This window comes from Halorubrum sp. SD683 (assembly GCF_002135045.1).
GTDB lineage: Archaea > Halobacteriota > Halobacteria > Halobacteriales > Haloferacaceae > Halorubrum > Halorubrum ezzemoulense.
The window spans coordinates 15,458-37,970 of record NZ_NEWJ01000023.1 but is presented as its reverse complement, the minus strand read 5'-3'; the positions used below and the strand labels follow the sequence as shown (position 1 = coordinate 37,970).

Here is a 22,513-nt window from a genome sequence, read left to right as displayed (position 1 = left end):
CCCCCATCTCCGCCGGAACAGCCGGCCAGCCCGGTGATTCCGGCCGCGCCGACCGCGGCGCCGGTTCGTCGCAGATACGCTCGCCGTGTGTGTTCGTCTCGCATACAGTGTTCGACACCGGACACCATCATGAAGGGCCGAGTTAAGATGTTAACAGACCGCGGGGTGTCGAGGGAATACGCCGAAAACGGGCGCCGAAACCGCGGTTTCCGAACGACGAGCCGTCGGTCCGACGACCGCGGCGCCTCGGTCGTGTCGCCGCGTCCCCGGTCTACTCCAGCCCGTCGAGCGCGGCGACGACGCTGCGGAGCAACTTCTTCTCGCCGCGGCGCATGTTCTTCGAGACGGCCGCGGTCGAGACGTCGAACTCGTCCGCGAGCGTCGACAGCGTCGCCTCGCGGGGCGACTCGAAGTAGCCCGCGTCGGCGGCCGTCTCGATGGTCTCGCGCTCGACGTCGGTCAGGTCGCGGCACGCGTCCAGCATCGTCGAGGCCGCGTTCGCGTTCCGCATCGTGTCGAACAGCGCCTCCATCGAGAGCTCGGACCGGTCCTCGACGACGAACTCGTTGCCCTTCTCTAAGTCGTGGAGCGCCGCTTCCGTCGTCGCCTCGTCGTCGAACCCGACCTGCCAGCGCTCGGACCCGTCCTCGATCAGGAACGGGCCCGTGATGTAGCCGCCGTGGTCGGTTATCGTCGACATCGCGTTCGTCTCCTCGATGACGGTCCGGATGATCGCCGTCCCGTCCTGCTTCGAGAACAGCCGGTACTCGGCCATGTTCTCGTGGTCGCGGAGGGCGGTGAGCCCCTCGCCGAGCTCGTAGCGGTCCGGCGACTCGACGAGCAGCCGCGTCTCCAGCTGCTCCGCCGCGGTGTCCAGCTGCCAGTGCATAGCGGAGAAGGAGACGTCGTGGTCCGCGGAGGTGTCGATGAACGGGCAGTCGAACTGCTCCATATCCATCGTGACGTCGAGCATGACACGACCTTATCCCCCGCGTATATAACGGTTGTTCCTGTGGAACGCTCGGTGAAGACTCAAAACCTTGTCTGGCACGTCATAACAGCCGTCGCCCCCGGTGTCTCGGTCGACCTCGTCACTGCGTACGCGCGACCCCTCGCAGACGCATATTGTGCCCGAGGAGCCTGAAACGCTGTTTGATCGCGACCCCTCTGTCACCGATCGGGTCGCCGACCGACCGATCGTCTTCGGGACACGTCGGGCGAACACGGACAGTCGGGGCCCCACGGCCGATGCGCGAGGGTGTGAACGCCTTCCTTGAGGCGCTTGGCATCAGCTTCCGACGGGACGCACGAAGCCGCGGTCCACGGATCAACAAGCTCGACGGTCAACTTGATCGCGAGCAGAAGCCCCGCGGCGAGTACTACGATGATTCCTGAACGACCGGGTAGGTCGTGATCAGGGGGTACTGACAGTGTAGCTCGCCCGATACAGTGTCCCGTCGTAGACGACCATTGCCTCACTACCCGACAGGTCAACGAGATCAACCGATTCGGGGTCGCTATCAGAGGCGAACAGGCGCACAACGAGCGTCCGGTACGCCGATGACGCGTCGTCGATCGGCTGATCGTGGCCGTACTCTTGATCGATTGCCGCCTGAAGAATATCGTGTTGGCGGTCGGTGAGCGTCGACGCTTCGAGTTTTACGGCGTCCGTCCGAGACCGCGTAAGGACATCGGATACATAGGCCTCTTCTGAGGTAACGACCGTCGAGCCTTCGAGTCTGTAGCTGTGTAAGCGCGTCTCGGTCGCCTCGCCGGTAACCGAGAGCCGGAGCTGTCCGTCTCCGTAGCGGACGTTATCATACTCGGGAGTCGGAGCGACCAGCGACTCCGTTGGTCCGCTTGGCGTCGCCGGATAGACCAGTTCCCCATCGCCGGAGACGCGCCCTTCGGTCCGGGAGAGTCTCCGCCAGAGTTCGTTTATGAGACCGGTTCGGAGGGCGCTTCGATCAACCGCCGGGAGGGCATCGAAAGAGACCGTCTCATCGTCGTCGACCGAGGTCGTCGCCGGGACTGTCGCCTCGAATTCGATCGGATAGGCCATCGCCGGCGTATGCCCCGTCGTTTCGTGAGTGAGTTCGTAGAACGCTCCGTCCTGCTGGACGATCTCTCCTTCGGCAACCAGCGTGTCGGCAGCGGTATAGGACGCCGATCCGTCGTCGAGTACACGCCGAACAAGGGTGTGTCCGTACGGGCCGAGCGCACGAACTGTCACCGGCGTGGTGGTCCGCTCGGCGACGGTCGAGGGGGTCTGGGCGCGCAATGACAGCGATCCGATCTTGTCGTGCGCGGGCCCGAATATCGGTCTCACACACCCCGCGGTCGCGATGAGTCCGCTGGTCGCAAGGAGGGCACGACGTGTGGAGGACATACACCGGTTGTCTACTCCGAGTTTCAAAAAAAAAATTGTTACTGCTCACTCCGAGCGAGGCGCTCTCCGCCCGCCAGCCCCGCTCCGAGCCGATCTCCTCGCCTCGCCTACTCGCCGAACCGCTCTTTCAGCGCCGCGCGGTCGATCTTCGACGGGCCGGAGGTCGGCATCTCGTCGACGAACGCCAGCGCCTTCGGGACCGCGTACCGGGCGACCCGCGAGGCGAGGTGCGACTCCACGTCGTCGAGCGAGAGCGACTCGTCGCCGACGAGTATCGCCTTCCCGACCGTCCCCCAGCGCTCGCTCGGAACGCCGATCACGACCGCCTCCTCGATCCGCGGGTGGTCGGTGAGCGCGTCCTCGACGCGGGGCGGGTAGACGTTCTCGCCGCCCGAGACGAACATGTTCTTCTTGCGCCCCTCGATGTGGTAGTAGCCGTCCTCGTCGACGCGCGCGAGGTCGCCGGTCGACACCCAGTCGCCGAACGTCTCGGCCGTCTCCTCCGGTTCGTCCCAGTATCGGTCCGCGGCGGCCGGCCCGGCGAGCTCCAGTTCGCCGACGGTGCCGTCGGGCACGGGACCGTCCTCGTCGACGACGCGCGCGTCGACCGCGAGCGCCGGGACGCCGACGCTCCCGGTCTTCTCCGGCGGGAAGTCGTCGGGCATCGCGAAGTTGTTCGGCCCGCATTCGGTGAGGCCGTACCCCTGCGATATCTCGACGCCGCGGTCCCGCCACGCGGCGATGACGCCCTCGCGGCAAGGGCCCCCGCCGCTCTTCACGAAGCGGAGCGAGGAGAGGTCTGTGGCGTCCCACTCGTCGTGGCGGGCCATCATCCGCAACACCGCCGGGACCGCGACGAGCGTCGTCGCCGACTCGCGCTCGACGTCGCGCAGGACGCGGCCGGGGTCGACCTCCGGGCTCAGGAGGATCCGCCCCCCCATCTGGAAGAAGGGGACCGTCAGCACGTTCCAGCCGCCGGTGTGGAACATCGGGAACACCATCGGCGTCACGTCGTCCTCGCGGAGCCCCCACGCGGTGATCGTGTTGAACGCGTTCCAGCGGATCGCGCCGTGACTGATGACCGTCTCTTTCGGCGTGCCCGTCGAGCCCCCGGTGTGTAAGAGGAGGTGCGGGTCCGCGAGCGACACGTCGGCGGTTTCGACGGGCGAGCCGTCCCCGGGCAGATCCCGCGTGTACGGGCGCCACGCGTCGTCGCCGTCGGTCGGGATCGAGCGGACCGCGGGCTCGACGTCCGCCCGCTCTAACGCGTCGATGACGTCGCCGCCGAACGGGGCCTCGACGAGGAGCAACTCGGGGTCGACGGTGCCCAACACCGCGGCGAGGTCGCGCTCCGCGAGGCGGTGGGAGAGCGGCGCCAGCACCGACCCGGTCTTCCCGGTCGCGAAGTACAGGTCGACGAGCTCGACGCGGTTCCGGGAGACGACGGCGACGCGGTCGCCCGCCTCGACGCCGGCGTCGCGGAGGAAGCGCGCGGTCCGGTTGGCGCGCTCGTCCAGCTCCGCGTAGGTGTACTCGGCGTTCGCGGCCGTGTCGGTGACGGCGACGCGGTCCGGCGAGAGCCGCGCGCGGCGGGCCGACAGCGAGCCGACCCAGTCGTACCCCCGGTCGCCGTGCGGGTGCGGTCGCGGGTCGGACTCGGCGCCGACCTCCTCCGTACGGTCGTCTCCCCGCGGATCGTTTCCGGTCGCCATCTCAGGCGACCCCGCCGAGGAAGGCCCGGATTCGGTCGTTGACGCGCTCGCGCTCCTCGACGAAGAAGAGGTGCGGCCCGCCGTCGAACAGGTCGACCTCCGCGTGCGGGAGACGCTCGGCGAGCAGCTCCGCGTTCTCGACCGGCAGCACGCGGTCCGCCGTCCCGTGGAGGACGAGCGCCGGGACGGACAGGTCGCCGATCCGGTCGCTCGCGTCGAACGCCGCCACCGCGGCCGCCTGCGCCTCGCGGCCGGTCGGGGTCGCGTCGCCCGTCAGCCGCCAGTCGACGATCCGGTCGACGAGTTCGGGCTCGCGGTCGTAGAAGCCGTCGGAGACCGCCGGCTCCATCAGGTAGCGAATCCGTTCGCGGGCGTCGGCGTCCTCGGGCGCGGAGAAGATGTGCTCTTGTACCTCGGGCGGGGTCGGTGCCGCGTCGTCGCCCCCGGGAGAGGTACACAGCAGCGTCAGCGAGGCGACCCGGTCGTCGGAGAGGGCCAACTCCTGCGCGATCATCCCGCCCATCGACGCGCCGCAGACGTGGGCCGCCTCTACGCCGCGGTCGTCGAGGACCGCGGCCGCGTCGGCCGCCATCTCGGCGACGGTGTACGGCCCGTCCGGCACGTCCGAGTCTCCGGTCCCGCGGTTGTCCGGCCGGAGCACCTCGTAGTCGTCGGCCAGCGCCTCGGCGAGCCACCGCCACATCCACCGGCCGTACCCGAGCCCTTCGAGCAGCAGCACGGTCGGTTCCCCGGGATCCCCGTCGACGGCGTAGTCTATCGTCACGCCGTCCCGTGTCACGGTTGGCATACTCGGATCGACCACGCCGTCCCTCATCAACCCGGGCGTTAACGTTTCAACCGTCTCCCGGTCGGACCGGCGCGAGCGACGCGGTACACACTCAAGTCCCTCCCGGGCGACCGCCCCGCATGGACGACGCCGCCTTCCTCTTCGTCTCGGCCGACGCCGCGCTGATCGCCGATCTGGCGTGGCAGGTTCACCGCGAGGGCCACGACGTGAAGTACTACGTCGAGGCCGAAAGCGACCAGTAGATCGGCGACGGGTTCGTCCCGAAGACTGACGACTAGCGCGCCGAGGTCGACTGGGCCGACGTGACCGTCTTCGACGACATCTGGGTCGGTTCCGGCGTCGGTACGTGCGAACCCGCCCAGAAACGACGCGAACAGGGGGAGGCCGTCGTCGGCGGGCCGCCGAACACCGACCGCCTCGAAGAGGACCGCGGCTACGCGACGGAGGTGCTCGAAGACCACGGCGTCAACACGGTCGAACACCACGTGTTCCGCGAGTTCGACGCCGGTATCCAGCACGTCCAACGGAACCCCGGATCTTACGCGATCAAACCGCTCGGCGAGGTACAAAACGTCAAGCGCCTGCTGTACGTCGGCGACGAGGACGACGGGGGCGACGTGGTCGACGTCCTCCGCGCGTACAAGGAGGCGTGGGGGAACCGGATGTAGGGGTTCCAGCTCCAGCGGAAGGTCGAGGGCGCCGAGGTGGCGATCTGCGGCTTCTTCGACGGGAACGAGTTTGTCGACCGCGTCAACTTCAACTTCGAGCACAAGAAGCTGTTCCCGGGGAACATCGGGCCCTCGACCGACGAGATGGGGGCCTCGATGTTCTGGGCGGGACGGAACAGGCTCTTTCGAGAGACGTTCGGGAAGCTCGAAGGGTGGCTCGCCGACGAGGGGTACGTCGGGAGCATCGACATCAACTGTATCGTCAACGAGACGGGGATCTACCCGCTGGAGTTCACGCCGCGGTTCGAATACCCGACGATCGCCCTCCAGGAGGAGTCGATCGAGTCGTCGACGGCCGAGTTCTTCCACGACCTCGCGCACGGCGACAAGCCCGAGCCCGACCTCCACGACGGCTACCAGATCGCCGTGCGAGTCGTGCTGCCGCCGTTCCCGTTCGACGACGAGCAGACGTACGACGAGAACTCGCGGAACGCCGCCGTCGTCTTCGACGCCGCGGACAGAGCGGGGATCCACATCGAGGACGCGAAGCGGGTCGACGGCCAGTGGCGCGTCGCCGGCGAGAGCGGGATGCCGATCGTCGTCACCGGGAAGGGAGAGACGATGGGGGCGGCGCGCAAACGGGCGTACGGGCGCATCGACGACGTCGTGATGCCGAAATGTACTACCGCGACGACATCGGCGAGCGCTGGATCGACGGCGCCGGCGACCGGCTTCAGGCGTGGGGGTACCTCGGCCCGTGACGCGCGGGTCGGTCCGACCGGCGCCCGAGACGGGGCCGCGAGGCTCCACGAGTTTTTAACGGTCCGGCGCAACTACACGTGGTATGCCGAAGTACTCGACGGGCGGCGGCGACGACGGCGACGCGTGCGAGCTCTGCGGGCGCGAGACCGCGGACCTCCGCAAGGCGACGGTCGCCGGCGCCAAGCTGCTCGTGTGTTCGAACTGCCGCCCCCACGACGACGCCGGCAACGCCCCCAGCGACCGCGGCGGTCCGAGCGGCGGGTCGCGGGGCGGGAGCCCCGGCGGCGCCGGCTCCGAGTCACAGCCGACGGAGAGCCGGAACAAGGAGCTCGCCCGGAAACAGGCGAAGATGTACGACTCCGCGACCGGCGACTCGAAGCGCTGGGAGGAGGAGGGGACGAGCTACGAGTCGGACCGGCTGCCGTACCTCGTCTCCGGCTACGGGGACGTCGTCACCGAGGCGCGGCAGGACGCCGGGCTGACGGTCGAGGAGGTCGCGGCCGAGTTGGAAGTCGACGAGGACGACCTCCTCGCGGTCGAGGACGGCCGGGCCGCGACCGCCAACGTCGGCGGCTCTGTCGTGCGCGCGCTCGAAGAGCGATTCGGGATCGACGTCGTCGACGAGTGACTCTGACCGAGACGCGCGGATGAAGGCGATCAAAGACAGCGTCCACGGGCACGTCCGGCTCGGCGACCTCGCCGCCGAGCTGGTCGACACCCCCGCGTTCCAGCGGCTGCGACACATCAAGCAGCTCTCCACGGTCCGGCTCGTCTACCCCTCCGCGAACCACACGCGGTTCGAACACAGCCTCGGCGTCTACCACCTCGCGGGCCGCGCGGTCGATGGACTCGGCGTCGACGGCGACACCGCCGCGCACGTCCGCGCCGCGGCGATGCTCCACGACGTGGGACACGGCCCGTACGGGCACCAGACCGAGGGGATCATCCGGCGCGCGACCGGCCGCGACCACGACGACGTGGGGTGGCTGCTCACCGACGCCGACCGCGAGGTCTGTCAGGTCCTCGAACGCAACGGGCTCGACCCTGAGCGCGTCGCCGCCCTCATCGACGGCGCGGGCGCGCTCGGCCCCCTCGTCTCGGGCGAGCTCGACGTGGACCGCATGGACTACCTCGTGCGCGACGCCCACCACACGGGCGTCCCGTACGGCACCGTCGACACCGGCCGGCTCGTCACGGAGCTCCGGCTGGTCGGCGGAGACGGGGCCGGCGGGTCGGCCGACCTCGTCTCGGACCCGGGCCACGCTGTCGACCTCGTCTTGGACGAGGGGAACGTTGCGACCGCGGAGAGTTTGCTCGTCGCGCGCTCGCTGATGAACGCCGTCGTCTACCGCCACCACGTCTCCCGCGTGGCGGGCGCGATGCTGGAGCGCGCCTGCGAGCGCTACCTCGACCGGACCGACACCGACGCGGCGGCGTTCCGCCGGATGGCGGACCACGACCTCCTCGTCGAACTCCGCGAGCGCGTGCCGGCGCTCGGCGAGCGCATCGAGCGGCGCGACCTCTACAAGCGCGCGGTGTGGGCGGGGATCGACGAAGTGCCGGCTGGCACGGTCGACGCGGGGCGCGCCGAGGAGCGGACCGCCGAACGCGAGATCGCGGACGCCGCGGGGGTCGACCGCGACGCGGTGATCGTGGACATTCCCTCGCGACCGACCCTCAAGGAGTCCGGCTCCGCCGTCGTCGTCGACGGCGTCCCGCAGCGGTTGGAGGACGCCTCCGAACTCGTCACCGGGCTCCGCGCCGCCGAGCGCCGCCGCTGGACGCTCGGCGTCTACTGTCCCGCGGAACGCGTCGACCCGGTCGCGACCGCGGCGCGGGAAGTATTGGGACTGCGCGCGACGGAGCGGCCCGCTCCCTGACCCCCGCCGACGGCGACGCCCCGGGGCTCGGGCGCCGCGGCGTGCTCTCGCTTCCGCCGCGACCGCGCGCTCAGTTTTGCCACCCCTGATCGCTCACCGCCGGCGTCACTCCTCGTTCGGTCCCGGAACCGCCAACACGGGTCGGTCGGCGTTCAACACGAGCGCCTGCGTCGTGCTGCCGAAGACCACCTTGCCGGCCGGACTCCGCTTGCGCCCGGACACGCAGATGAGGTCTGCGTCGATGTCGGTCGCGGCCGCGAGGATCTCCTCGCCCGGATCGCCGCTGGCCTCGTAGTGGACGCAGTTCACGCCGGCGTCCTCCAGAATCTCCCGGGCGCGCCGCACGGTCCCGATCTGGTGGACCGACGCGCCTTCCGGGTTGTCTCGGAACACGTGACAGAGGTGCGCGGTCACCTCGTCGGGATCGCCCGGGAGGTCGATCACCGCCTCGGCCTGTGCGATCGCTCGCGGCTCGTCGTCGAGTCCGATGCCGAGCAACACGTCGTACATACGTGACACTTCGCACGGTCGCCTCATAAACCGTGCCACGGATTCGCGGCTGACGGGAGCCGATCGGCGGCTTCCGGCGCCGCCGCGGCGGGAGCGACACTCACAGCCTTTTACCGGTTGCCGCCGAAGCCGGACGCATGATCACGGTCAAGGACACCGTCCACGACCACATCGAGATCGACGGTGTCGCCGCGGACCTCGTCGACACCCCTGCCCTCCAGCGGCTCCGCCACGTCAAACAGCTCGGCACGGTCCAGCTCGTCTACCCCTCCGCGAACCACACGCGGTTCGAACACAGCCTCGGCGTCTACCACCTCGCGAGCCGCGCGCTCGACCACCTCGGGATCGAGGGGAAGCGCGCCGACCGCATCGAGGCGGCGGCGATGCTCCACGACGTGGGGCACGGCCCGTTCAGCCACAACCTCGAATCGCTCACCCACCGCCGGACCGGGAAGTACCACGACGACGTCGACGAGCTGCTCGCGACCGGCGCGGTCGGCGAGGTGCTGCGCGACCACGACCTCGACCCGGACCGGATCGCCGACATCGTCGCCGGCGAGGGGCCCTACGCCGGGCTCGTCTCGGGCGAGCTCGACGTGGACCGCATGGACTACCTCGTGCGCGACGCCTACCACACCGGCGTCCCGTACGGCACGATCGACACCGAGCGGTTCGTCCGTGAGCTGACGTTCGTCGAGCGCGGCGAGGTCGCGGACGGCGGGGAGAGCGCCGCCACCGACGGCGACACCCCGGACCGCCGCGGCCCGGAGCTCGTCTTGGACGAGGGGAACGTCCAGACCGCCGAGAGCCTGCTCCTCGCCCGCGCGCTGATGAACCCGGTCGTCTACACCCATCACGTCGCGCGGATATCGAAGGCGATGCTGCGTCGGGCCGCGAGCGAACTCCTCGACGCGACCGCGACGACGGCGGCCGAGCTGCGCCGGATGGACGACCACGACTTCCTCGCCGCGATCCGCGACTGCCCGGGGACCGCGGAGCTCTCCCGGCGGTACGACGAGCGCGATCTGTACAAGCTGGCGGTGTGGGCCGAGTACGACGACGTGCCGGAGCGGGTCCACGAGGCGGACCGCGCGGCCGAGACGGCGCTCGAACGCGAGATCGCCGCGGAGGCGGGCGTCGCCCGCGACCACGTGATCCTCGACGTGCCCCCCGAGCCGACAATGCGGGAGTCGACCGCGCGCGTCACCGTCAACGGCGAGATCCGGCGGCTGGAGCGCCAGTCGCCGCTCGTCTCCGCGCTCCGGACCGCCCAGCGCAACCAGTGGCGCCTCGGGGTGTACGCCCCGGCACCGGCCACCGACCGCGTCGGCCGCGCGGCCGCGGACGTGCTCGGCCTCGACCCGGACGGGCTCGTGACCGAGGTGCGCGGCGCGATGCCGACGACGCTCGACGAGTTCGAGTGAGGTTTATGCCGTCGCCGACCGATCCGCCGGCGTGACCGACGACCACCGCGAGAACCGCCGGCTCTGGAACGAGTGGAGCGACGCGTTCCAGGCGCTGTGGAACGCCGACACGGACGAGTCCGGAGTTCCGCCGGTCCCGACGCCCTTCGACCCGGACAGCCACGCGGCGGCCGGCTCGGAGTTCCCGCCGCCGATAGCGGGCGCGGACGTCGTCGAACTCGGCTGCGGCGGCGGCCAAGGGAGCGTGGGGACGGCGCTGGCTGGCGCCGACCGCGTGGTCGGCGTCGACATCGCCGAGGGGCAGCTCGATCACGCGCGCCGGCTCCGCGACTACTACGGCGTCGACGCCCGGTTCCTCCAGGGTGACGTGACCCGGATCCCGCTCGCAGACGACGCGTTCGACGCGGCGTTCTCCGAGGCGGCGTTCCAACTCGTCGCGGACCTCGACGCCGCGGTGCGCGAGGCGCGTCGCGTCCTCCGGCCGGGCGGCGCGTTCTACCTGTCGGTGATGCACCCGTTCCGGGAGCTGATCGACCCGGAAACCGGAACGATCGACAGGGGGTATCACGCGCCGCCGCGGCGGGAGATCGAGATCGACGAGTCGTACGATGCCGACCTCGTCGCCTTCGACCGGTCGGTCTCCGAGCTCCACCGCGCCCTCGTTGACGCGGGGTTCGACGTCGAGCGTGTCGTGGAGCCGGAGCCCGCGGGCGGCGAGACGACGAGCGAGGGCGACGCCGCGTCGGCCGCCGAGCCACGGGCGCTCCTCCCGGACACGCTCGGGTTCTGGGCGCGGCTCGACGCGCCCTGACGCCCCTGCTCGGAGGTGCCGCCGCTCGGTGCCGCTCCCACGACGTTTTCCCCGCGGCGCGACGAGCCTCCGGTATGTATCTTGAAGGGACGATCCTCGTCGGCCCCGACTTCGAGCCGGTCGAGGGCCGGGTCGTCGTCGCGGACGGCGAGGTCGTCCGGGTCGAGGAGGCGACCGTCGAGAGCGACGACGTGATCCTCCCGGCGTTCGTCAACGCGCACACCCACATCGGCGACTCGATCGCCAAGGAGGCGGGCGAGGGCCTCTCGCTCGACGAGCTGGTCGTGCCGCCGGACGGGCTGAAACACCGGCTCCTCCGGGCGGCCGACCGCGGGCAGAAGGTGGCCGCGATGGCGCGCACGCTGCGGTACATGGAGTCGACCGGCACGGGGACGTTCCTCGAGTTCCGCGAGGGGGGCGTCGACGGCGTCGCCGCGCTCCGCGACGCGGTCGCCGGAGCGGGCGTTCCGTTCGGCGAGCGGGCGATCGACCCGGTGGTCTTCGGGCGCGACGACCCCGACGTGCTCTCCGTCGCGGACGGGTACGGCGCCTCCGGCGCCCGCGACGCGGACTTCGACGCGGTCCGGACGGCGACGCGGGACGCAGGCAAGCCCTTCGGGATCCACGCCGGGGAGCGCGACGCCGACGACATCAACGCCGCGATGGACTTAGCGCCCGACTTCCTCGTCCACATGGTCCACGCCGAGCCGATCCACCTCGAACGGCTCGACGACCGCGGGACGCCGGTCGTCGTCTGCCCCCGGTCGAACCTCGTCACCAACGTCGGCGTGCCGCCGCTCCGCGAGCTGAGCGAGCGAACGACCGTCGCCCTCGGCACGGACAACGTGATGACCGACTCGCCCTCGATGTTCCGCGAGATGGAGTTCGCGGCGAAGCTGTCCGACCTCCCGGCCCAAGCGATACTGCGCATGGCGACGGCCAACGGCGCGGAGATAGCCGGGGTGGACCGCGGCGTGATAGAGCCCGGTGCCGACGCCGACCTGCTCGTCCTCGACGGCGACTCCGACAACCTCAGCGGCGCTCGCGACCTCGTCCGCGCGGTCGTCAGGCGGGCCGGACAGGCAGACGTCTCGCGGGTCGTCATCGGCGGCAGGCAGGTCGTCCCCCGCGACGACTGAATCGCGCTCTCGCCTTCCGCCGCGACTCCTCGCTCGCTCCGCTCCCGGTCCGATTCCGCACCGCGTCGACGGGATGAAATGGCTTCCGAGCGTACGACCGCGCGATGACGACGCTCTCGTTGCTCGCCGGACTCGCGCTTGGACCGATCGTCGGTCTCGTCGCGACGCTCGCGATGGATCAGGTGATGCCTCGGCTCCCCGAGGGGACGACGGCCCCGAAGGTCGCCGCCGGCGTGCTCACGGACACGCCGGTCGACGACGCGCCCGAGCGGCTGGCGACGTGGGTCCACTACGTCGCCGGCGGCGGCTCCGGCCTGCTGTTCGTCGGGCTGGCGGCCGCGACCGGGTCGCTGCTCGGTCTCGGTCCCCTCGTGGCCGTCGCGGTCGCCGGGGTCGTCCAGCTCGCGCTGATGGTCGGCTTCTTCGCGCTCGTCCCGCTGCCGCGCGCGTCGGGGCTCCCGCGTCAGCGGCTCGGTCGGGTCCGGCGCGACTGGGCCGTCTCCGCGGCGGCGTACGTCGTCGTCGCCGCCGCGATCGTCGGGGTCGCGACCGGGATCTGAGCGGCGGTCGCCGGCGGCGACGCGGCGGCCGCGTCCCGGGAGAGAAACGGTTTAGTCGCTGGCTCCGGCCGGATCGGGTATGCACGCAATCACTCGATCCGGGTGGATCGAGGTCATCTCGGGGTCGATGTTCTCGGGCAAGACGGAGGAGCTGCTCCGCCGGCTCCGGCGGTCCGAGATCGCCGGCCAGTCGGTCGCCGTCTACACGCCCGCGATCGACGACCGCTACGGCGAGGCGACGATCGGGAGCCACACGGGCCGGCAGTGGGAGGCGACCGTCGTCGAGAACGAGGGAGACGGGCCGCTCGACATCCTCGACGACGACCCCGCCGAGGTCGTCGCGATCGACGAGGCGAACTTCTTCTCGGACGCGCTCGTCGAGGTCTGTAACGCCCTCGCGGACCGCGGCAGCCGCGTGATCGTCTCGGGCACCGACCAGACGTTCCGCGGCGAGCCGTTCGAGCCGCTCCCGCAGCTCATGGCGACCGCCGAGTACGTCGACAAGCTCCAGGCCATCTGCTCGGTCTGCGGCGAGCCCGCCTCTCGGAACCAGCGGCTCATCGAGGGGGAGCCCGCCCACGTCGACGACCCGACGATACTCGTCGGCGCCGAGGAGTCCTACGAGGCGCGGTGCCGCGACTGTCACGTCCTCCTGACCGGCGACCGCCCCGACGCGGAGCGACCGTTCGAGAGCCCGGAGGCCGACTCCGCGAACGACTGAGCCGGTCCCGCGACGCCGCCCCTCGACGGTGGGGACGAACCGCGGCTCAGTCGGGCCCGTTCGCCAGCCGATAGGCCCAGAGGTGGCCGCCGCCGTCCGGTAGATCGATCGGTCGATACGTCCGAATCAGCGCGGTTCCGTCGGCGAGCGCCAGCCGCTCGTCGTCGACCGGCTGCCGGGCGTCGACGATCCGCTCGATCCCGTCGACGAACCCCTCCGGATCGGCGAACCGCCTGCTCAGTTGGACGGCGAGTTCCCGGCAGTCGCGCCTGGCGGCGGCCTCCGGGTCGCCGTCGATGTCGAACAGCTCGTACACCCGCTCGTTCGCGCGTATCACGCGCCTGTCCCCGTCCTCGACGAGCATCCCGACGGGGAGCGCGTCCAGCGCGGTCGACAGGACGGCGTTCGTCCGCTCGATCTCGCGCTTCCGGGCCTCCGCCTCGGTGACGTCCTCGAACTGTGAGAAGACGCCGATCACCGCTCCGTCCTCGTCGGTCACCACCTGGTTGTGCCACGCGCAGCGGATCCGCTCCCCGTCGCTGCGGACGTTCTCGTTGACGCTCTGGTACCCGCCCTTATTCGCGAGCAGGTCGCGTTCGAGCACCGCGACGTGTCGGCGTTCCGTCTCGGGAACGAACGGGAGCCACGTCCCGCCGAGGAGTTCGGACTCCTCGTAGCCGAGGATCTCCTCGGCGGCGGGGTTCACCCGAACGATCCGGAACTCGTCGTTGTACTCGATCGTTCCCAGCGGTGACTGGCCGATGAACCGCGACAGCCGCTCCTGGCTCGCGGCGAGCGCGGCCCGCGACCGGTGTTGGTCGACGGCGTTGCGGACGCGGTTGGCCAACACCTCGTACTGGTCGTTTCCCCCGCGCTTCTGGATGTAATCGGTCGCGCCGACGGAGATGGCCTCGCTCGCTATCTCCTCGCTCCCCTTCCCGGTGAACAGGACGAACGGGGTGTCGACGCCGTTGTCGCGGGCGCGCTGGAGGAAGGCCAACCCGTCGGTCTCGGGCATGTCGTAGTCGGAGACGACGCAGTCGATCGGCGCCGACTCCAGCGCGTCGAGGGCGTCCTCGACGCTCGTCTCGGAGCTGACCTCGAACGTCTCGTCGATTCGTTCGAGATACGTCGCGGTCAGATCGAGGAAGGCCGGGTCGTCGTCGACGTGGAGGACGCGGACCGTCGACGGGTCGTCCGACTTGGGGTCCGCTGGAGGCCCCGTCATGCGCACCCATACCGCGACCTGCGCAATATACGTTCGGGTCCGTTTATCAAACGGTTCGGGCGGGCGGTCGGCTCACTCCGCGGCCGCTTGGTCGTCCCGGTGCCCGCCTGCGATCGCCGGGTCGGATTCGCGCTCGTCCGCCGCCGTCGAGTCGTCGGCCGGGAACTCCCCGTCCGCGGTCGCGAGCCGGAACAACCCCACGAGCGCGCCGGCCGCGATCAGCGTTCCCTCGACCTTCGCGGCCGCGTACACCCACTCGCGCGGCTCCGCCTCGCCGGCGTTCCGGTAGAGCGCGCGGGTCCAGAGCGCGACGACGCGGCGCGGCGCGACGGCCTCGATCAGTCCGCCGAGTCCGGCCACCAACAGCAGTAGCGCTTTCATACGCCCCCTTCGTCGGGGGCCCTCAAAAGCGGCCCGGGGACTGCGGCGTCGTTCGGCGTCGGTCCCTCAGCCGTCCGCTACCGGCTCAGCGGCGTCGAGATACCGCCGACAGGTCGCGGCCGCCCACTCCCGCACCGCGGCGTCCCTCGTCCACAGCAGGGCGGCGACCCCCGCTCCGTCGATCAGCCCGACGGCCGCGCGGTCGTCGGCGAGGACGACCGCGATCGGAGACTCGCCCTCGTGGCGGTACGCGTCGACGCCGCGGTCGGCGAGCGCGCGGCGGACGACCGCCCCCGTCGTTCCGGTGAGGCGGTCGGCCGCGGAACCGGTGAACACGACGCGGCCCTCGCTCGGCGCGGTCGCGTCGGCGGCGGCGCCGGATTCGTGCGCCTCGTCTCCCGCCGATAGCGACGCGTTCAGTCGGCCGGCGAGGTCGGCGTCGAACCGCGGCACGACCGCGACGACGCTGTCGGACCCACCGATCAGCTCGGCGAGTCGGCCCACGGGCGTCGGCGAACCTTCCGGCTCGTCGGCGCCGTTCGCCGAGCCGCTCGCGCGTTCGACGATCGCGGTCCGATCGCCGAGGCCCGCGGGGTCGCAGTCGACTTCGCGCGCTACGATCGACCGAAGGACCGCCGCGGGCGACGCGGAGCCGTCGTCGCTCACGCGTCTCGCTCGTCCGCGGCGGTCGCGTCGCTCTCGCCGCCCGGCCACCTGTCCGGCGCGTCCGGGCGCGTCGGGTACGACTGCCGGCCGCCGCTCGCCTTCCGCGCGAGCAGCCGCGCGGTGGCGCGCCGGCGGTCGTCCGGCCGCTCCGCCGTGGTCTCGTCGTAGTAGCGCACGCTCAAGGCCAGTCCGGCGCGGAGCAGCTCGTTGGCCGCGAACCGGTATCGGTCGTCGCTCGGTCCCGACGGCGACGGGTCCGCCGACCGGAGGTGCCCCTCCACGAAGAGGTAGCCGCCCGGCGCGAGCGCCTCGACGAGGTCCGCGAACCGACCGAGCGCGTGGAAGAAGCTCATCGTGATCACGTCGTACGCCTCCGTCGGGAAGCCGTACGTCGAGACGTCGGCGCGGACCGCCTCGATCCGCCCGCCGATCCCGCGCTCGGCGGCGCGGTCGCGGACGACGCGGAGCCCCTCCGCCGACGCGTCGAGCGCGTCCACCTCGCGTCCGCGGTCCGCGAGGAACACGGCGTTGCGGCCGGTCCCCGCAGCCACGTCGAGCGCGCGACCGTCGGGGAGCGACGGCTCGTAGGCGCGAAGCACGGGGGACGGCTCCGGCGCGCGCGGGTACTCGCCCGACGCGAACCGCTCGTCCCAGTCGGTGTCGGTCACGGGCGCCCTTCGCCGCGCCGCGGCGTAAACCTCAGGGGCGTCTCGCCCGGACTGCGGGTATGAACGAGACCGAGGCCCCCGCCGAGCGACTGAACGCGCTCCTCGGCGACCGCGACGAGACGCTCGCGACCGCGGAGTCGCTCACCGGCGGGCTGGTCGGATCGCGGGTGACGGACGTGCCGGGCGCGAGCGCCTACTTCGACCGCGGCTTCGTGACGTACACCTACGACGCGAAACGCGAGCTGCTCGCCGTCTCCCGCGAGTCGCTCGACGCCCACGGCGCCGTGAGCGACCCCGTCGTCCGCGAGATGGCGGCGGGCGCCCGAGACCGGGCGAACGCGGACTGGGCGGTCGCGACGACCGGTATCGCCGGCCCGACGGGCGGCACCGACGAGAAGCCGGTGGGTCTCGTCCACTTCGGCGTCGCGCACGCCGCCCCGTGGGGAACCGGGGAGTCGTTCGTCCGGACCGTGCGGGCCGTCATCGACGGCGACCGCGACGCGGTGAAGCGGGGCGCCGCCGAGCGCGCGCTCGACGCGCTCGTCCGTGCGATCGAGGACGCCGACGGCTGAGCGACTGGGGACGCCGACGGCTGAGCGACCGAGGACGCCGCTCTCCTCGTCGTCGAGACGGTGTCCCGGCGATCGTCGGTGCCGGTGACCGTCGTCCGGTGAAGCGTTCGCGCCGTCAGTCGATGTAGGCGTTCCCGACGACGGCGACGAGCAGCGCCGCGATCACGATCCACGTGAGCGGTTCGACCGCGAGGAGGCGGAGCGGCCGCGCGGCCGACTCGCCGAAGCCGAAGAGGGCGCCGCCGGCGAGCGCTACCGCCAGCACGAGCGCGCCGACGATTCCGGCCACGCCGAGCAGCGCCCGGTCCGACGAGTCCATGGCGGCGATCCGCGCGGGACGTATATAAACGGATCCCGAACGCGAGACAGCGGTCGACGCGCCGTCGGGAAGGCGGCGGGCGTGAAAACCCGCGCCGCCGCGTCCGGTGTCAGTGGAGGTACTGGAAGGCGATCTCGGTGTCGTCCGACAGCTCTCGCTCCGTCCGCCACTCCCCGAGTTCGGTCGCGACGCGGCGCCACTCGACCGACTCCGACGGGATGGCCCCGACGAACCGGTCGAGTATCTGCCCGGCGTCGGCGTCGAGTTCAGCCGGCGTTATCACGAGGGTCTCGTCGCGGATCCCCCGCCCGACGCGGAGCCGGATCGCGTCCCCTTCTCGGATCTCGTGGTAGAGGTCCCTCGCGACTTTCCGGTCCGGGTGGTCGTACCTGAGGTCCTCGACCGCGTGGTGGAGCAGTCGCTGGACGGCGTCTCGGTCTCGGTTGTCGAACAGCGGGAGGGTCCGCCGGAACTCCCCGTCGCCCGTCGACTCGCTCATGGCGCCTCGTGGGACCCGTCGTCGCATAACGTCACCGGTGGACGCTGCGGGTGAGCGCGAAGATGAACAGGCCGATCATGAACGCGCCGACGAATCCTTCGGTGGCGGCGAGGAAACTGCCCGCGAAGTTCGGAACGGTCGCCGTGGGGCCGAATATCAGCGACGTGAACGACTGAACGCTCAACAGCCCGTATCCGAGCGGCGACGCGAACGGCGGGTCTGTGACGACCGCGGCGAAGAGCGCCGCGTAGACGACGACGGTGACGAGCGAGAATCCGATGGTGCGGCGCGGCTTCTCGCCGTACCCGCACGTGGCCGAGAGCGTGAGGTTCACCGCGACTAAGAACAGCAGTTTGAGCCGGCTGCGAAGCGACTCCTTGTGGGCGAACGCCCGGTCGACGTGCGTCCGGCGCCGGTAGTACATCTCCTTGATGAAAAACCGGGAGGCGGACTGGCTGTCGCCGACGCGCTCGGCCCCGTTCTTCGCCTTCAGGTACGTCACTTCGAGGTCCGACGCCTCGCCGTCGGCGAGCCAGCCCGCGAGCCGGCTTCGAACGCCGCCTCCGTCGGCCGGCTCTCCCGGACCCCCGCCCGATTCGTCGGCGGCGCCGCCGTCCGCGCCGGGCGCCTCGTCGGCGTCGTCCTCGATGGCGAACCGGTCCGCTTCGAGGCTGTACGTGTCGTCGACCGTCCCGCGGAACGTGTGTAACACCCACTCCGGAGCCAGCACGTACCGGTAGTTGGAGAAGTCGAAGCCGTCGAACTCGGTCCGGTAGAAGAGGAACCGCTCGAAGACGCCCTCCGAGTCGGCCATCTCGATATCCACGTCGCCGACCCTGCTCCGTCGGAGGTTGTAGTACACGGCGGCCCCGTTCTCCTGGACGAACCGGCCGCCGTCGACCGTCGTGCGCTCCAGGTTGATGGTGACGTCGCCGCCGGCCGTTCGCACGTTCTCGAACCGCGCCCGCTCGAACGTCGACTCCCGAAGCGTCGCGCTCGATCTGAACGTCGTCTCGACGAAGTGGACCGTCCCCCGGAACGCGGCGCTCCGGAAGTCGCCGTCGCCGACGAACGTCGCCCGCCCGAAGAAGGCCTCGTCCGTGAACTCGGCCTTCAGGAACCGCGCCGTGTCGGCGAACGTGGCATTCCGGAAGTCGCCCAGCCGGTCGAACGTCGACTTGTAAAACGACGCGTAGCTGTTGAAATCGACCGCCTTGAAGTACGTCGCGCCGCCGAACCGGATGTACGACAGCACCGCCTCGCCGTCGAACGTCGCGAACTGGAACTTCGCCTTGTCGCCGAACTCGGTCTCGGTGAACGACGCCTCGGAGTCGAAGTCGGCGTTCTGGTAGTGCGCGGGCTGCGCGAAGCTCGCCTTTTTAAACAACGCCTCGGCCGCGAACGCGCAGTTCATGAACACCGCGGCGTCCTCGAACTCGCACCGGTTGAACCGGCTCGTCCCGCCGAACTGGACGGTGCGGAAGTCGGTCCTCGCGTGGAACCGGCTGGCGGTGAAGGTCACGTCCGACCGGAACGCCGCGCGCTGGAACAGACACGCGCCCCGCCACGCCGACTCCTCGAACGAACAGGGGGCGCGGAACCGGGCCCGGTAGAAGTCGGCCACGTCGCCGAACCTGACGCGGTCGAAGCTCGCCGGCCGGGCGAACGTCGAGCCGCCGAACCGCGCGCTGTCCTCGAAGTCCGTCCCGTCGAAGACGGCGTCGCCGCGGAACGTCGCCCGCTCCGCCGACACGTCTTCGCCGAACTCAGCGTCGGTGAAGTCGGCGGCACCCTCGACCCGTATCTCGTCCATCAGGAGCGGCTGTCGGAGGACGGTCTGCTCCGCGAGGAACTCCCCATAGACGGTGACGTGCCGGAGGTCGATCGGGTGGTTGGTCACCCGGTCGAGGACTCGGTGTGAGACGTCGATCGTTCCGAACTCGGCCCCGACGAACCCGAGCGACGACGCCTCGCCGGTCGCCAGCTCCGACACCAGCGATTCGCACACCGACTCGTCGTCGATGCCGAGCTCCGCGCGCCGAGCGGGAGAAAGGTGGAACCGACAGCGGTCCGTCTCTCCCTCCGCCTCTCGGGGACAGGACCACCTCTCGTCGAGCGCGGCCGAACGACCGTGTTCCTCCTCCCACGCCACCGGGTCGAAGCTGTACGCACACGTTCCGACGGACACGACGTACCGGGCCGACGACAGCGCGGATAGTAAAACTACCTCACAGCACCGCCCGACGCGACCGCCGTCCGGCTAGAGGATGGTGTACGACGTCACGGTGTCGCCCCCGACGGTCACGTCGACGGTGATCCGATCGCCGACGGTCACGTCGGCGTAGGTCCCGGTCAGAGGTTTGCCGGGCACCTCCTTGCTGAACGCGTTGACCGAGACGTGGGCCATGTTGCGGAAGTTCGCGAACCCGGACTGGTGGATGTGCCCGCTTATCGTGCCGCGTCCGGACCCGAGCCCCTCGATGACGCGAAGCGTCTCCTTTCGGTCGGAGAGGAACGCGCGCTCCGGGTAGTGTCTGAACCAGTCGTTGTCCGAGATGTCGAAGGTCCCGAGCGGGTGATGGCTCAGGAAGAGCGGGTCGTCGTACTCCGCGCAGACGCCCGCCAGCCACTCGCGCTGGTCGGACCCGAGCTCGCCGCGGGCGCCCGGCGTCGCCTCCTTCGTCGAGTCGAGGTAGACAATCGGCACGTCGTCGGTCTCGATCACGCCGTGGAAACGGTCCTGGCCGAGCAGCGACGTGAGCTCCGCGCGGGTCAGTGTCTCGACGTCGTGGTTCCCCAGCAGATACGTGACCGGGACCGGCGCGTCCGCGAATATCTCGCGGACCCGTTCGACGTTCGCCTCGTCGACCTCGGCCGAGCCGTCGTCTTCGATCAGGTCGCCCAACACAAAGATCCGGTCGAACGCGTCGGCGGAGACGGCCTCGAGCGCGTCGCGTAGCTCCCGCTCGATCTCGGCCGCGTGGCCGCTCCGCATGTGGACATCGGGAAACAGCGCGAATCGACCCATCGGTTACCAATGAGTCGACGCACCGCGGTCAAATAACTACGGATCGGCGCTCGCCGCGGGGAAAACGCCTCGCTGTCTCGGCGCCAGATCGCGTCGGGGAGTCGCCGCCCGACTCCTCAGAGAGTCGACGGCGTCCAGCAGAGCCAGGGCAGGGATTTGAACCCCGGAAGTCTCGATTACAAGTCGAGTGCATGAACCACCCATGCTCCCCTGGCGCGTGCGGCCGTACTCGGTCCTCCTATGAGTGCGTGTCGCTTTCCGCGAACCCGGCCGGAGTCACCGGCTTTCCTGATCGCCGCCGCGCTCGTCCTCGTCTTGGGGGTCCAGTGACTTCGTCAGTTCGACGCGGTGGAGGCCGTAGCCGCGGTCCGCGTAGAACGCACGGGCGCGGTCGTTGTCTGCCAGCGCCTCCAGCGCCACGCGGTCGGCGCCCGCCTCGACGAGCGCGCGCTCGGCCGCGTCGAGCAGCGCCGCACCGACCCCCTCGCCGCGCCGGTCCGGTCGCACGAAGAGGTTGCTGACGGTTCCGCGGACGGCGTCGCGGTCGTAGTCACCGCGTTCGAGCGAGAAGCCGACGAACCCGACGGGGTCCGGATCGCCGGTGTCCGCTTCGGCCGCGGCTTCAGGGTCGCGAGCGACCAGCAGGTCGCCGGTAACCACCGACTGCGCGACCCACTCGCGGACGGTCGCGCGGTTCGCCTCGCCGCGGAGCGTGGCGCCGTACTCGCGCTGCCCCGCGGCGAGCGCCACCCACATGTCGGTGACCGGGTCGACGTCGTCGGCGGTCGCCGGCTCGATCCGGGCGTCCGTCTCGGCCATACGTTCGCGTTCGGCTCGCGACGTGTTGAGACTGCCGGCCGATGACTCGGCCTCGCCGTTGGCGCATCGAACGGCGGCCCAGCGACTCAGACCTCGCGGCAGTTCGGGCAGACGGCCTGCCCGTTCGCGGTGACGAGGTCGGGGACGAGCGCGCCGCAGCTCTCGCAGACCCCTTGCGTCGAGCCCTCGCTCGGCGCACCCGTCACCGGGTCGACGCCGTCTTCGCTTCCGGAGGGGCCGTCTCCCGAGGCGGCCGCGGCGGGCTCCGATGCCGTGGCCGGGTCCATCGTCGCCGCGGCGCTCCGCTCCGCGTCGGAGTCCGCCGCGGCCGCGGTCGACAGCACGGTCTCCTCCGGGTGGGGGTCGCCCGTCGCGGGTTCGTCACCGAAGCCGTCGGCGCCGGCGCCCGTCCGCGGCGCCCCCGCGGCGAGCGCGTCGCCGTCCGTGACGACGCCGACCGCCTCCCCGTCGTCGACGGCGACGACTCGGTCCGTCCCCTCGGCGACGAGCCGCTCTTCGAGCGCCGCGAGCGAGTCGTCCGGCGAGACCGTCGGCAGCGGCGGACTCATGGCCGCGCCGACCGTGGACGGCGGCCCCTCGGGCGACTCCCCGCCGTCGCCCGCCTCCAGCAGCACCTCAAGCGCGTCGCGGGCCTCCAGCCGTCCCACCGGCTCGCTGCCGCGCACGACCACCAGACAGTTCGTCTCCTCTTCGACCAAGAGCGCGGCCGCCTCCGGCAGCGCGTCCGACTCGCTGACGCCGAGGAACTCGCGGTGCATCACGTCATGAACCGTGGTGTCTGTTCGCATACGTTCCGGATCCGCTCCGACCGGCTAAAAGGTGCCCCCGGTAGCGTTTTATCCGTGCCCGGCCTACGCTTGCGATCGGTTCGCATATCCGGCGGAGCGAGTCGCGTCCGGACGCCCTGCGGGCGCGCCCCGCCGACGAA

23 protein-coding genes, 1 tRNA gene and 1 pseudogene are annotated in these 22,513 nt (G+C 70.7%); 9 read left to right on the top strand and 16 right to left on the bottom strand.

The genetic code is table 11. The features are described 5' to 3' along the window. Window positions 1-271: 271 nt before the first annotated feature. The 4 genes from B9G49_RS08130 to B9G49_RS08115 form a co-directional block, all read right to left on the bottom strand. Window positions 272-973, bottom strand: coding sequence for a helix-turn-helix domain-containing protein (locus B9G49_RS08130; RefSeq protein WP_049932952.1), 702 nt, complete (start codon window positions 971-973; stop codon window positions 272-274). 441 nt (window positions 974-1,414) lie between these two features. Further along, window positions 1,415-2,389: a hypothetical protein gene (locus tag B9G49_RS08125; protein WP_086216034.1), complete on the bottom strand. Its 975-nt coding sequence runs from the start codon at window positions 2,387-2,389 to the stop codon at window positions 1,415-1,417. A 107-nt stretch (window positions 2,390-2,496) separates the two neighbouring features. Then, window positions 2,497-4,101 (bottom strand): class I adenylate-forming enzyme family protein, encoded by a 1,605-nt coding sequence (locus B9G49_RS08120; protein ID WP_086216033.1) that lies wholly within the window; start codon window positions 4,099-4,101, stop codon window positions 2,497-2,499. Between the two features lies 1 nt (window position 4,102). Further along, window positions 4,103-4,909 carry an alpha/beta fold hydrolase gene (locus B9G49_RS08115; protein ID WP_049932954.1) on the bottom strand — a complete coding sequence of 269 codons (807 nt, stop codon included), beginning with the start codon at window positions 4,907-4,909 and terminating at the stop codon, window positions 4,103-4,105. Between the two features lie 119 nt (window positions 4,910-5,028). Here B9G49_RS08115 and B9G49_RS16985 point away from each other — a divergent pair. From B9G49_RS16985 to B9G49_RS08100, 3 genes and pseudogenes are all read left to right on the top strand, one after another. Next, window positions 5,029-6,338, top strand: a pseudogene (locus tag B9G49_RS16985) (phosphoribosylamine--glycine ligase). 83 nt (window positions 6,339-6,421) lie between these two features. Continuing rightward, on the top strand, window positions 6,422-6,967 hold the full coding sequence (locus tag B9G49_RS08105) for a multiprotein-bridging factor 1 family protein (protein WP_086216032.1): 546 nt from the start codon (window positions 6,422-6,424) through the stop codon (window positions 6,965-6,967). A 19-nt stretch (window positions 6,968-6,986) separates the two neighbouring features. Next, window positions 6,987-8,219, top strand: coding sequence for an HD domain-containing protein (locus tag B9G49_RS08100; RefSeq protein ID WP_086216031.1), 1,233 nt, complete (start codon window positions 6,987-6,989; stop codon window positions 8,217-8,219). Between the two features lie 105 nt (window positions 8,220-8,324). On the opposite strand, the gene B9G49_RS08095 is transcribed toward B9G49_RS08100, so the two are convergent. Continuing rightward, window positions 8,325-8,729: a universal stress protein gene (locus tag B9G49_RS08095; protein WP_049933119.1), complete on the bottom strand. Its 405-nt coding sequence runs from the start codon at window positions 8,727-8,729 to the stop codon at window positions 8,325-8,327. 137 nt (window positions 8,730-8,866) lie between these two features. On the opposite strand from B9G49_RS08095, the gene B9G49_RS08090 reads away from it, so the two are divergent. The 5 genes from B9G49_RS08090 to B9G49_RS08070 all read left to right on the top strand — a co-directional run bounded on the left by B9G49_RS08090 (window position 8,867) and on the right by B9G49_RS08070 (window position 13,384). Beyond that, complete coding sequence (locus B9G49_RS08090) at window positions 8,867-10,153, top strand: HD domain-containing protein (protein WP_086216030.1); 1,287 nt, start codon at window positions 8,867-8,869, stop codon at window positions 10,151-10,153. 31 nt (window positions 10,154-10,184) lie between these two features. Continuing rightward, window positions 10,185-10,964, top strand: coding sequence for a class I SAM-dependent methyltransferase (locus B9G49_RS08085; RefSeq protein WP_049933116.1), 780 nt, complete (start codon window positions 10,185-10,187; stop codon window positions 10,962-10,964). A 74-nt stretch (window positions 10,965-11,038) separates the two neighbouring features. Continuing rightward, window positions 11,039-12,103 carry an amidohydrolase family protein gene (locus tag B9G49_RS08080; protein WP_086216029.1) on the top strand — a complete coding sequence of 355 codons (1,065 nt, stop codon included), beginning with the start codon at window positions 11,039-11,041 and terminating at the stop codon, window positions 12,101-12,103. A gap of 104 nt (window positions 12,104-12,207) precedes the next feature. Then, a complete protein-coding gene (locus B9G49_RS08075) occupies window positions 12,208-12,663 on the top strand; it encodes a hypothetical protein (RefSeq protein ID WP_086216028.1) in 456 nt (151 codons plus the stop codon). Window positions 12,664-12,742: 79 nt separating this feature from the next. Beyond that, on the top strand, window positions 12,743-13,384 hold the full coding sequence (locus B9G49_RS08070; protein ID WP_086216027.1) for a thymidine kinase: 642 nt from the start codon (window positions 12,743-12,745) through the stop codon (window positions 13,382-13,384). A gap of 46 nt (window positions 13,385-13,430) precedes the next feature. On the opposite strand, the gene B9G49_RS08065 is transcribed toward B9G49_RS08070, so the two are convergent. The 4 genes from B9G49_RS08065 to B9G49_RS08050 all read right to left on the bottom strand — a co-directional run bounded on the left by B9G49_RS08065 (window position 13,431) and on the right by B9G49_RS08050 (window position 16,327). Further along, window positions 13,431-14,612: a response regulator gene (locus B9G49_RS08065; RefSeq protein WP_086216026.1), complete on the bottom strand. Its 1,182-nt coding sequence runs from the start codon at window positions 14,610-14,612 to the stop codon at window positions 13,431-13,433. Window positions 14,613-14,684: 72 nt separating this feature from the next. Continuing rightward, window positions 14,685-14,993 (bottom strand): hypothetical protein, encoded by a 309-nt coding sequence (locus B9G49_RS08060; protein ID WP_086216025.1) that lies wholly within the window; start codon window positions 14,991-14,993, stop codon window positions 14,685-14,687. A 66-nt stretch (window positions 14,994-15,059) separates the two neighbouring features. Next, entirely contained in the window at window positions 15,060-15,659 is a 600-nt protein-coding gene (locus B9G49_RS08055; protein ID WP_086216035.1) for a hypothetical protein, read from the bottom strand. Beyond that, window positions 15,656-16,327, bottom strand: a complete 672-nt coding sequence (locus B9G49_RS08050) for a bifunctional 2-polyprenyl-6-hydroxyphenol methylase/3-demethylubiquinol 3-O-methyltransferase UbiG (RefSeq protein ID WP_049933107.1) — start codon at window positions 16,325-16,327, stop codon at window positions 15,656-15,658. Before B9G49_RS08050 ends, B9G49_RS08055 begins: the two co-directional genes overlap by 4 nt. 59 nt (window positions 16,328-16,386) lie before the next feature. Here B9G49_RS08050 and B9G49_RS08045 point away from each other — a divergent pair, with 59 nt between their 5' ends. Next, window positions 16,387-16,899: a CinA family protein gene (locus B9G49_RS08045; RefSeq protein WP_086216024.1), complete on the top strand. Its 513-nt coding sequence runs from the start codon at window positions 16,387-16,389 to the stop codon at window positions 16,897-16,899. A gap of 115 nt (window positions 16,900-17,014) precedes the next feature. On the opposite strand, the gene B9G49_RS08040 is transcribed toward B9G49_RS08045, so the two are convergent. The 7 genes from B9G49_RS08040 to B9G49_RS08010 form a co-directional block, all read right to left on the bottom strand. Continuing rightward, window positions 17,015-17,218: a hypothetical protein gene (locus B9G49_RS08040; protein WP_086216023.1), complete on the bottom strand. Its 204-nt coding sequence runs from the start codon at window positions 17,216-17,218 to the stop codon at window positions 17,015-17,017. A gap of 109 nt (window positions 17,219-17,327) precedes the next feature. Further along, window positions 17,328-17,717: a hypothetical protein gene (locus tag B9G49_RS08035; RefSeq protein ID WP_049933103.1), complete on the bottom strand. Its 390-nt coding sequence runs from the start codon at window positions 17,715-17,717 to the stop codon at window positions 17,328-17,330. A gap of 31 nt (window positions 17,718-17,748) precedes the next feature. After that, entirely contained in the window at window positions 17,749-19,905 is a 2,157-nt protein-coding gene (locus B9G49_RS08030; RefSeq protein ID WP_049933102.1) for a pentapeptide repeat-containing protein, read from the bottom strand. Window positions 19,906-19,977: 72 nt separating this feature from the next. Further along, a complete protein-coding gene (locus tag B9G49_RS08025; RefSeq protein WP_049933101.1) occupies window positions 19,978-20,745 on the bottom strand; it encodes a metallophosphoesterase in 768 nt (255 codons plus the stop codon). Between the two features lie 141 nt (window positions 20,746-20,886). Continuing rightward, window positions 20,887-20,960 (bottom strand) — tRNA-Thr (locus B9G49_RS08020). Window positions 20,961-21,021: 61 nt separating this feature from the next. Next, window positions 21,022-21,564 (bottom strand): GNAT family N-acetyltransferase, encoded by a 543-nt coding sequence (locus tag B9G49_RS08015; protein ID WP_086216022.1) that lies wholly within the window; start codon window positions 21,562-21,564, stop codon window positions 21,022-21,024. Window positions 21,565-21,650: 86 nt separating this feature from the next. Beyond that, the gene (locus B9G49_RS08010; RefSeq protein ID WP_086216021.1) at window positions 21,651-22,373 is read right to left on the bottom strand and encodes a CBS domain-containing protein; all 723 of its coding nucleotides are present in this window, start codon (window positions 22,371-22,373) and stop codon (window positions 21,651-21,653) included. Window positions 22,374-22,513: the final 140 nt, after the last annotated feature.

Coding starts and splice junctions, on each gene's coding strand:
- B9G49_RS08130 (WP_049932952.1), bottom strand. CDS start 973: ATGCTCGACGTCACGATGGATATGGAGCAGTTCGACTGCCCGTTCATC.
- B9G49_RS08125 (WP_086216034.1), bottom strand. CDS start 2,389: ATGTCCTCCACACGTCGTGCCCTCCTTGCGACCAGCGGACTCATCGCG.
- B9G49_RS08120 (WP_086216033.1), bottom strand. CDS start 4,101: ATGGCGACCGGAAACGATCCGCGGGGAGACGACCGTACGGAGGAGGTC.
- B9G49_RS08115 (WP_049932954.1), bottom strand. CDS start 4,909: ATGCCAACCGTGACACGGGACGGCGTGACGATAGACTACGCCGTCGAC.
- B9G49_RS08105 (WP_086216032.1), top strand. CDS start 6,422: ATGCCGAAGTACTCGACGGGCGGCGGCGACGACGGCGACGCGTGCGAG.
- B9G49_RS08100 (WP_086216031.1), top strand. CDS start 6,987: ATGAAGGCGATCAAAGACAGCGTCCACGGGCACGTCCGGCTCGGCGAC.
- B9G49_RS08095 (WP_049933119.1), bottom strand. CDS start 8,729: ATGTACGACGTGTTGCTCGGCATCGGACTCGACGACGAGCCGCGAGCG.
- B9G49_RS08090 (WP_086216030.1), top strand. CDS start 8,867: ATGATCACGGTCAAGGACACCGTCCACGACCACATCGAGATCGACGGT.
- B9G49_RS08080 (WP_086216029.1), top strand. CDS start 11,039: ATGTATCTTGAAGGGACGATCCTCGTCGGCCCCGACTTCGAGCCGGTC.
- B9G49_RS08075 (WP_086216028.1), top strand. CDS start 12,208: ATGACGACGCTCTCGTTGCTCGCCGGACTCGCGCTTGGACCGATCGTC.
- B9G49_RS08070 (WP_086216027.1), top strand. CDS start 12,743: ATGCACGCAATCACTCGATCCGGGTGGATCGAGGTCATCTCGGGGTCG.
- B9G49_RS08065 (WP_086216026.1), bottom strand. CDS start 14,612: ATGACGGGGCCTCCAGCGGACCCCAAGTCGGACGACCCGTCGACGGTC.
- B9G49_RS08060 (WP_086216025.1), bottom strand. CDS start 14,993: ATGAAAGCGCTACTGCTGTTGGTGGCCGGACTCGGCGGACTGATCGAG.
- B9G49_RS08045 (WP_086216024.1), top strand. CDS start 16,387: ATGAACGAGACCGAGGCCCCCGCCGAGCGACTGAACGCGCTCCTCGGC.
- B9G49_RS08040 (WP_086216023.1), bottom strand. CDS start 17,218: ATGGACTCGTCGGACCGGGCGCTGCTCGGCGTGGCCGGAATCGTCGGC.
- B9G49_RS08035 (WP_049933103.1), bottom strand. CDS start 17,717: ATGAGCGAGTCGACGGGCGACGGGGAGTTCCGGCGGACCCTCCCGCTG.
- B9G49_RS08025 (WP_049933101.1), bottom strand. CDS start 20,745: ATGGGTCGATTCGCGCTGTTTCCCGATGTCCACATGCGGAGCGGCCAC.
- B9G49_RS08015 (WP_086216022.1), bottom strand. CDS start 21,564: ATGGCCGAGACGGACGCCCGGATCGAGCCGGCGACCGCCGACGACGTC.
- B9G49_RS08010 (WP_086216021.1), bottom strand. CDS start 22,373: ATGCGAACAGACACCACGGTTCATGACGTGATGCACCGCGAGTTCCTC.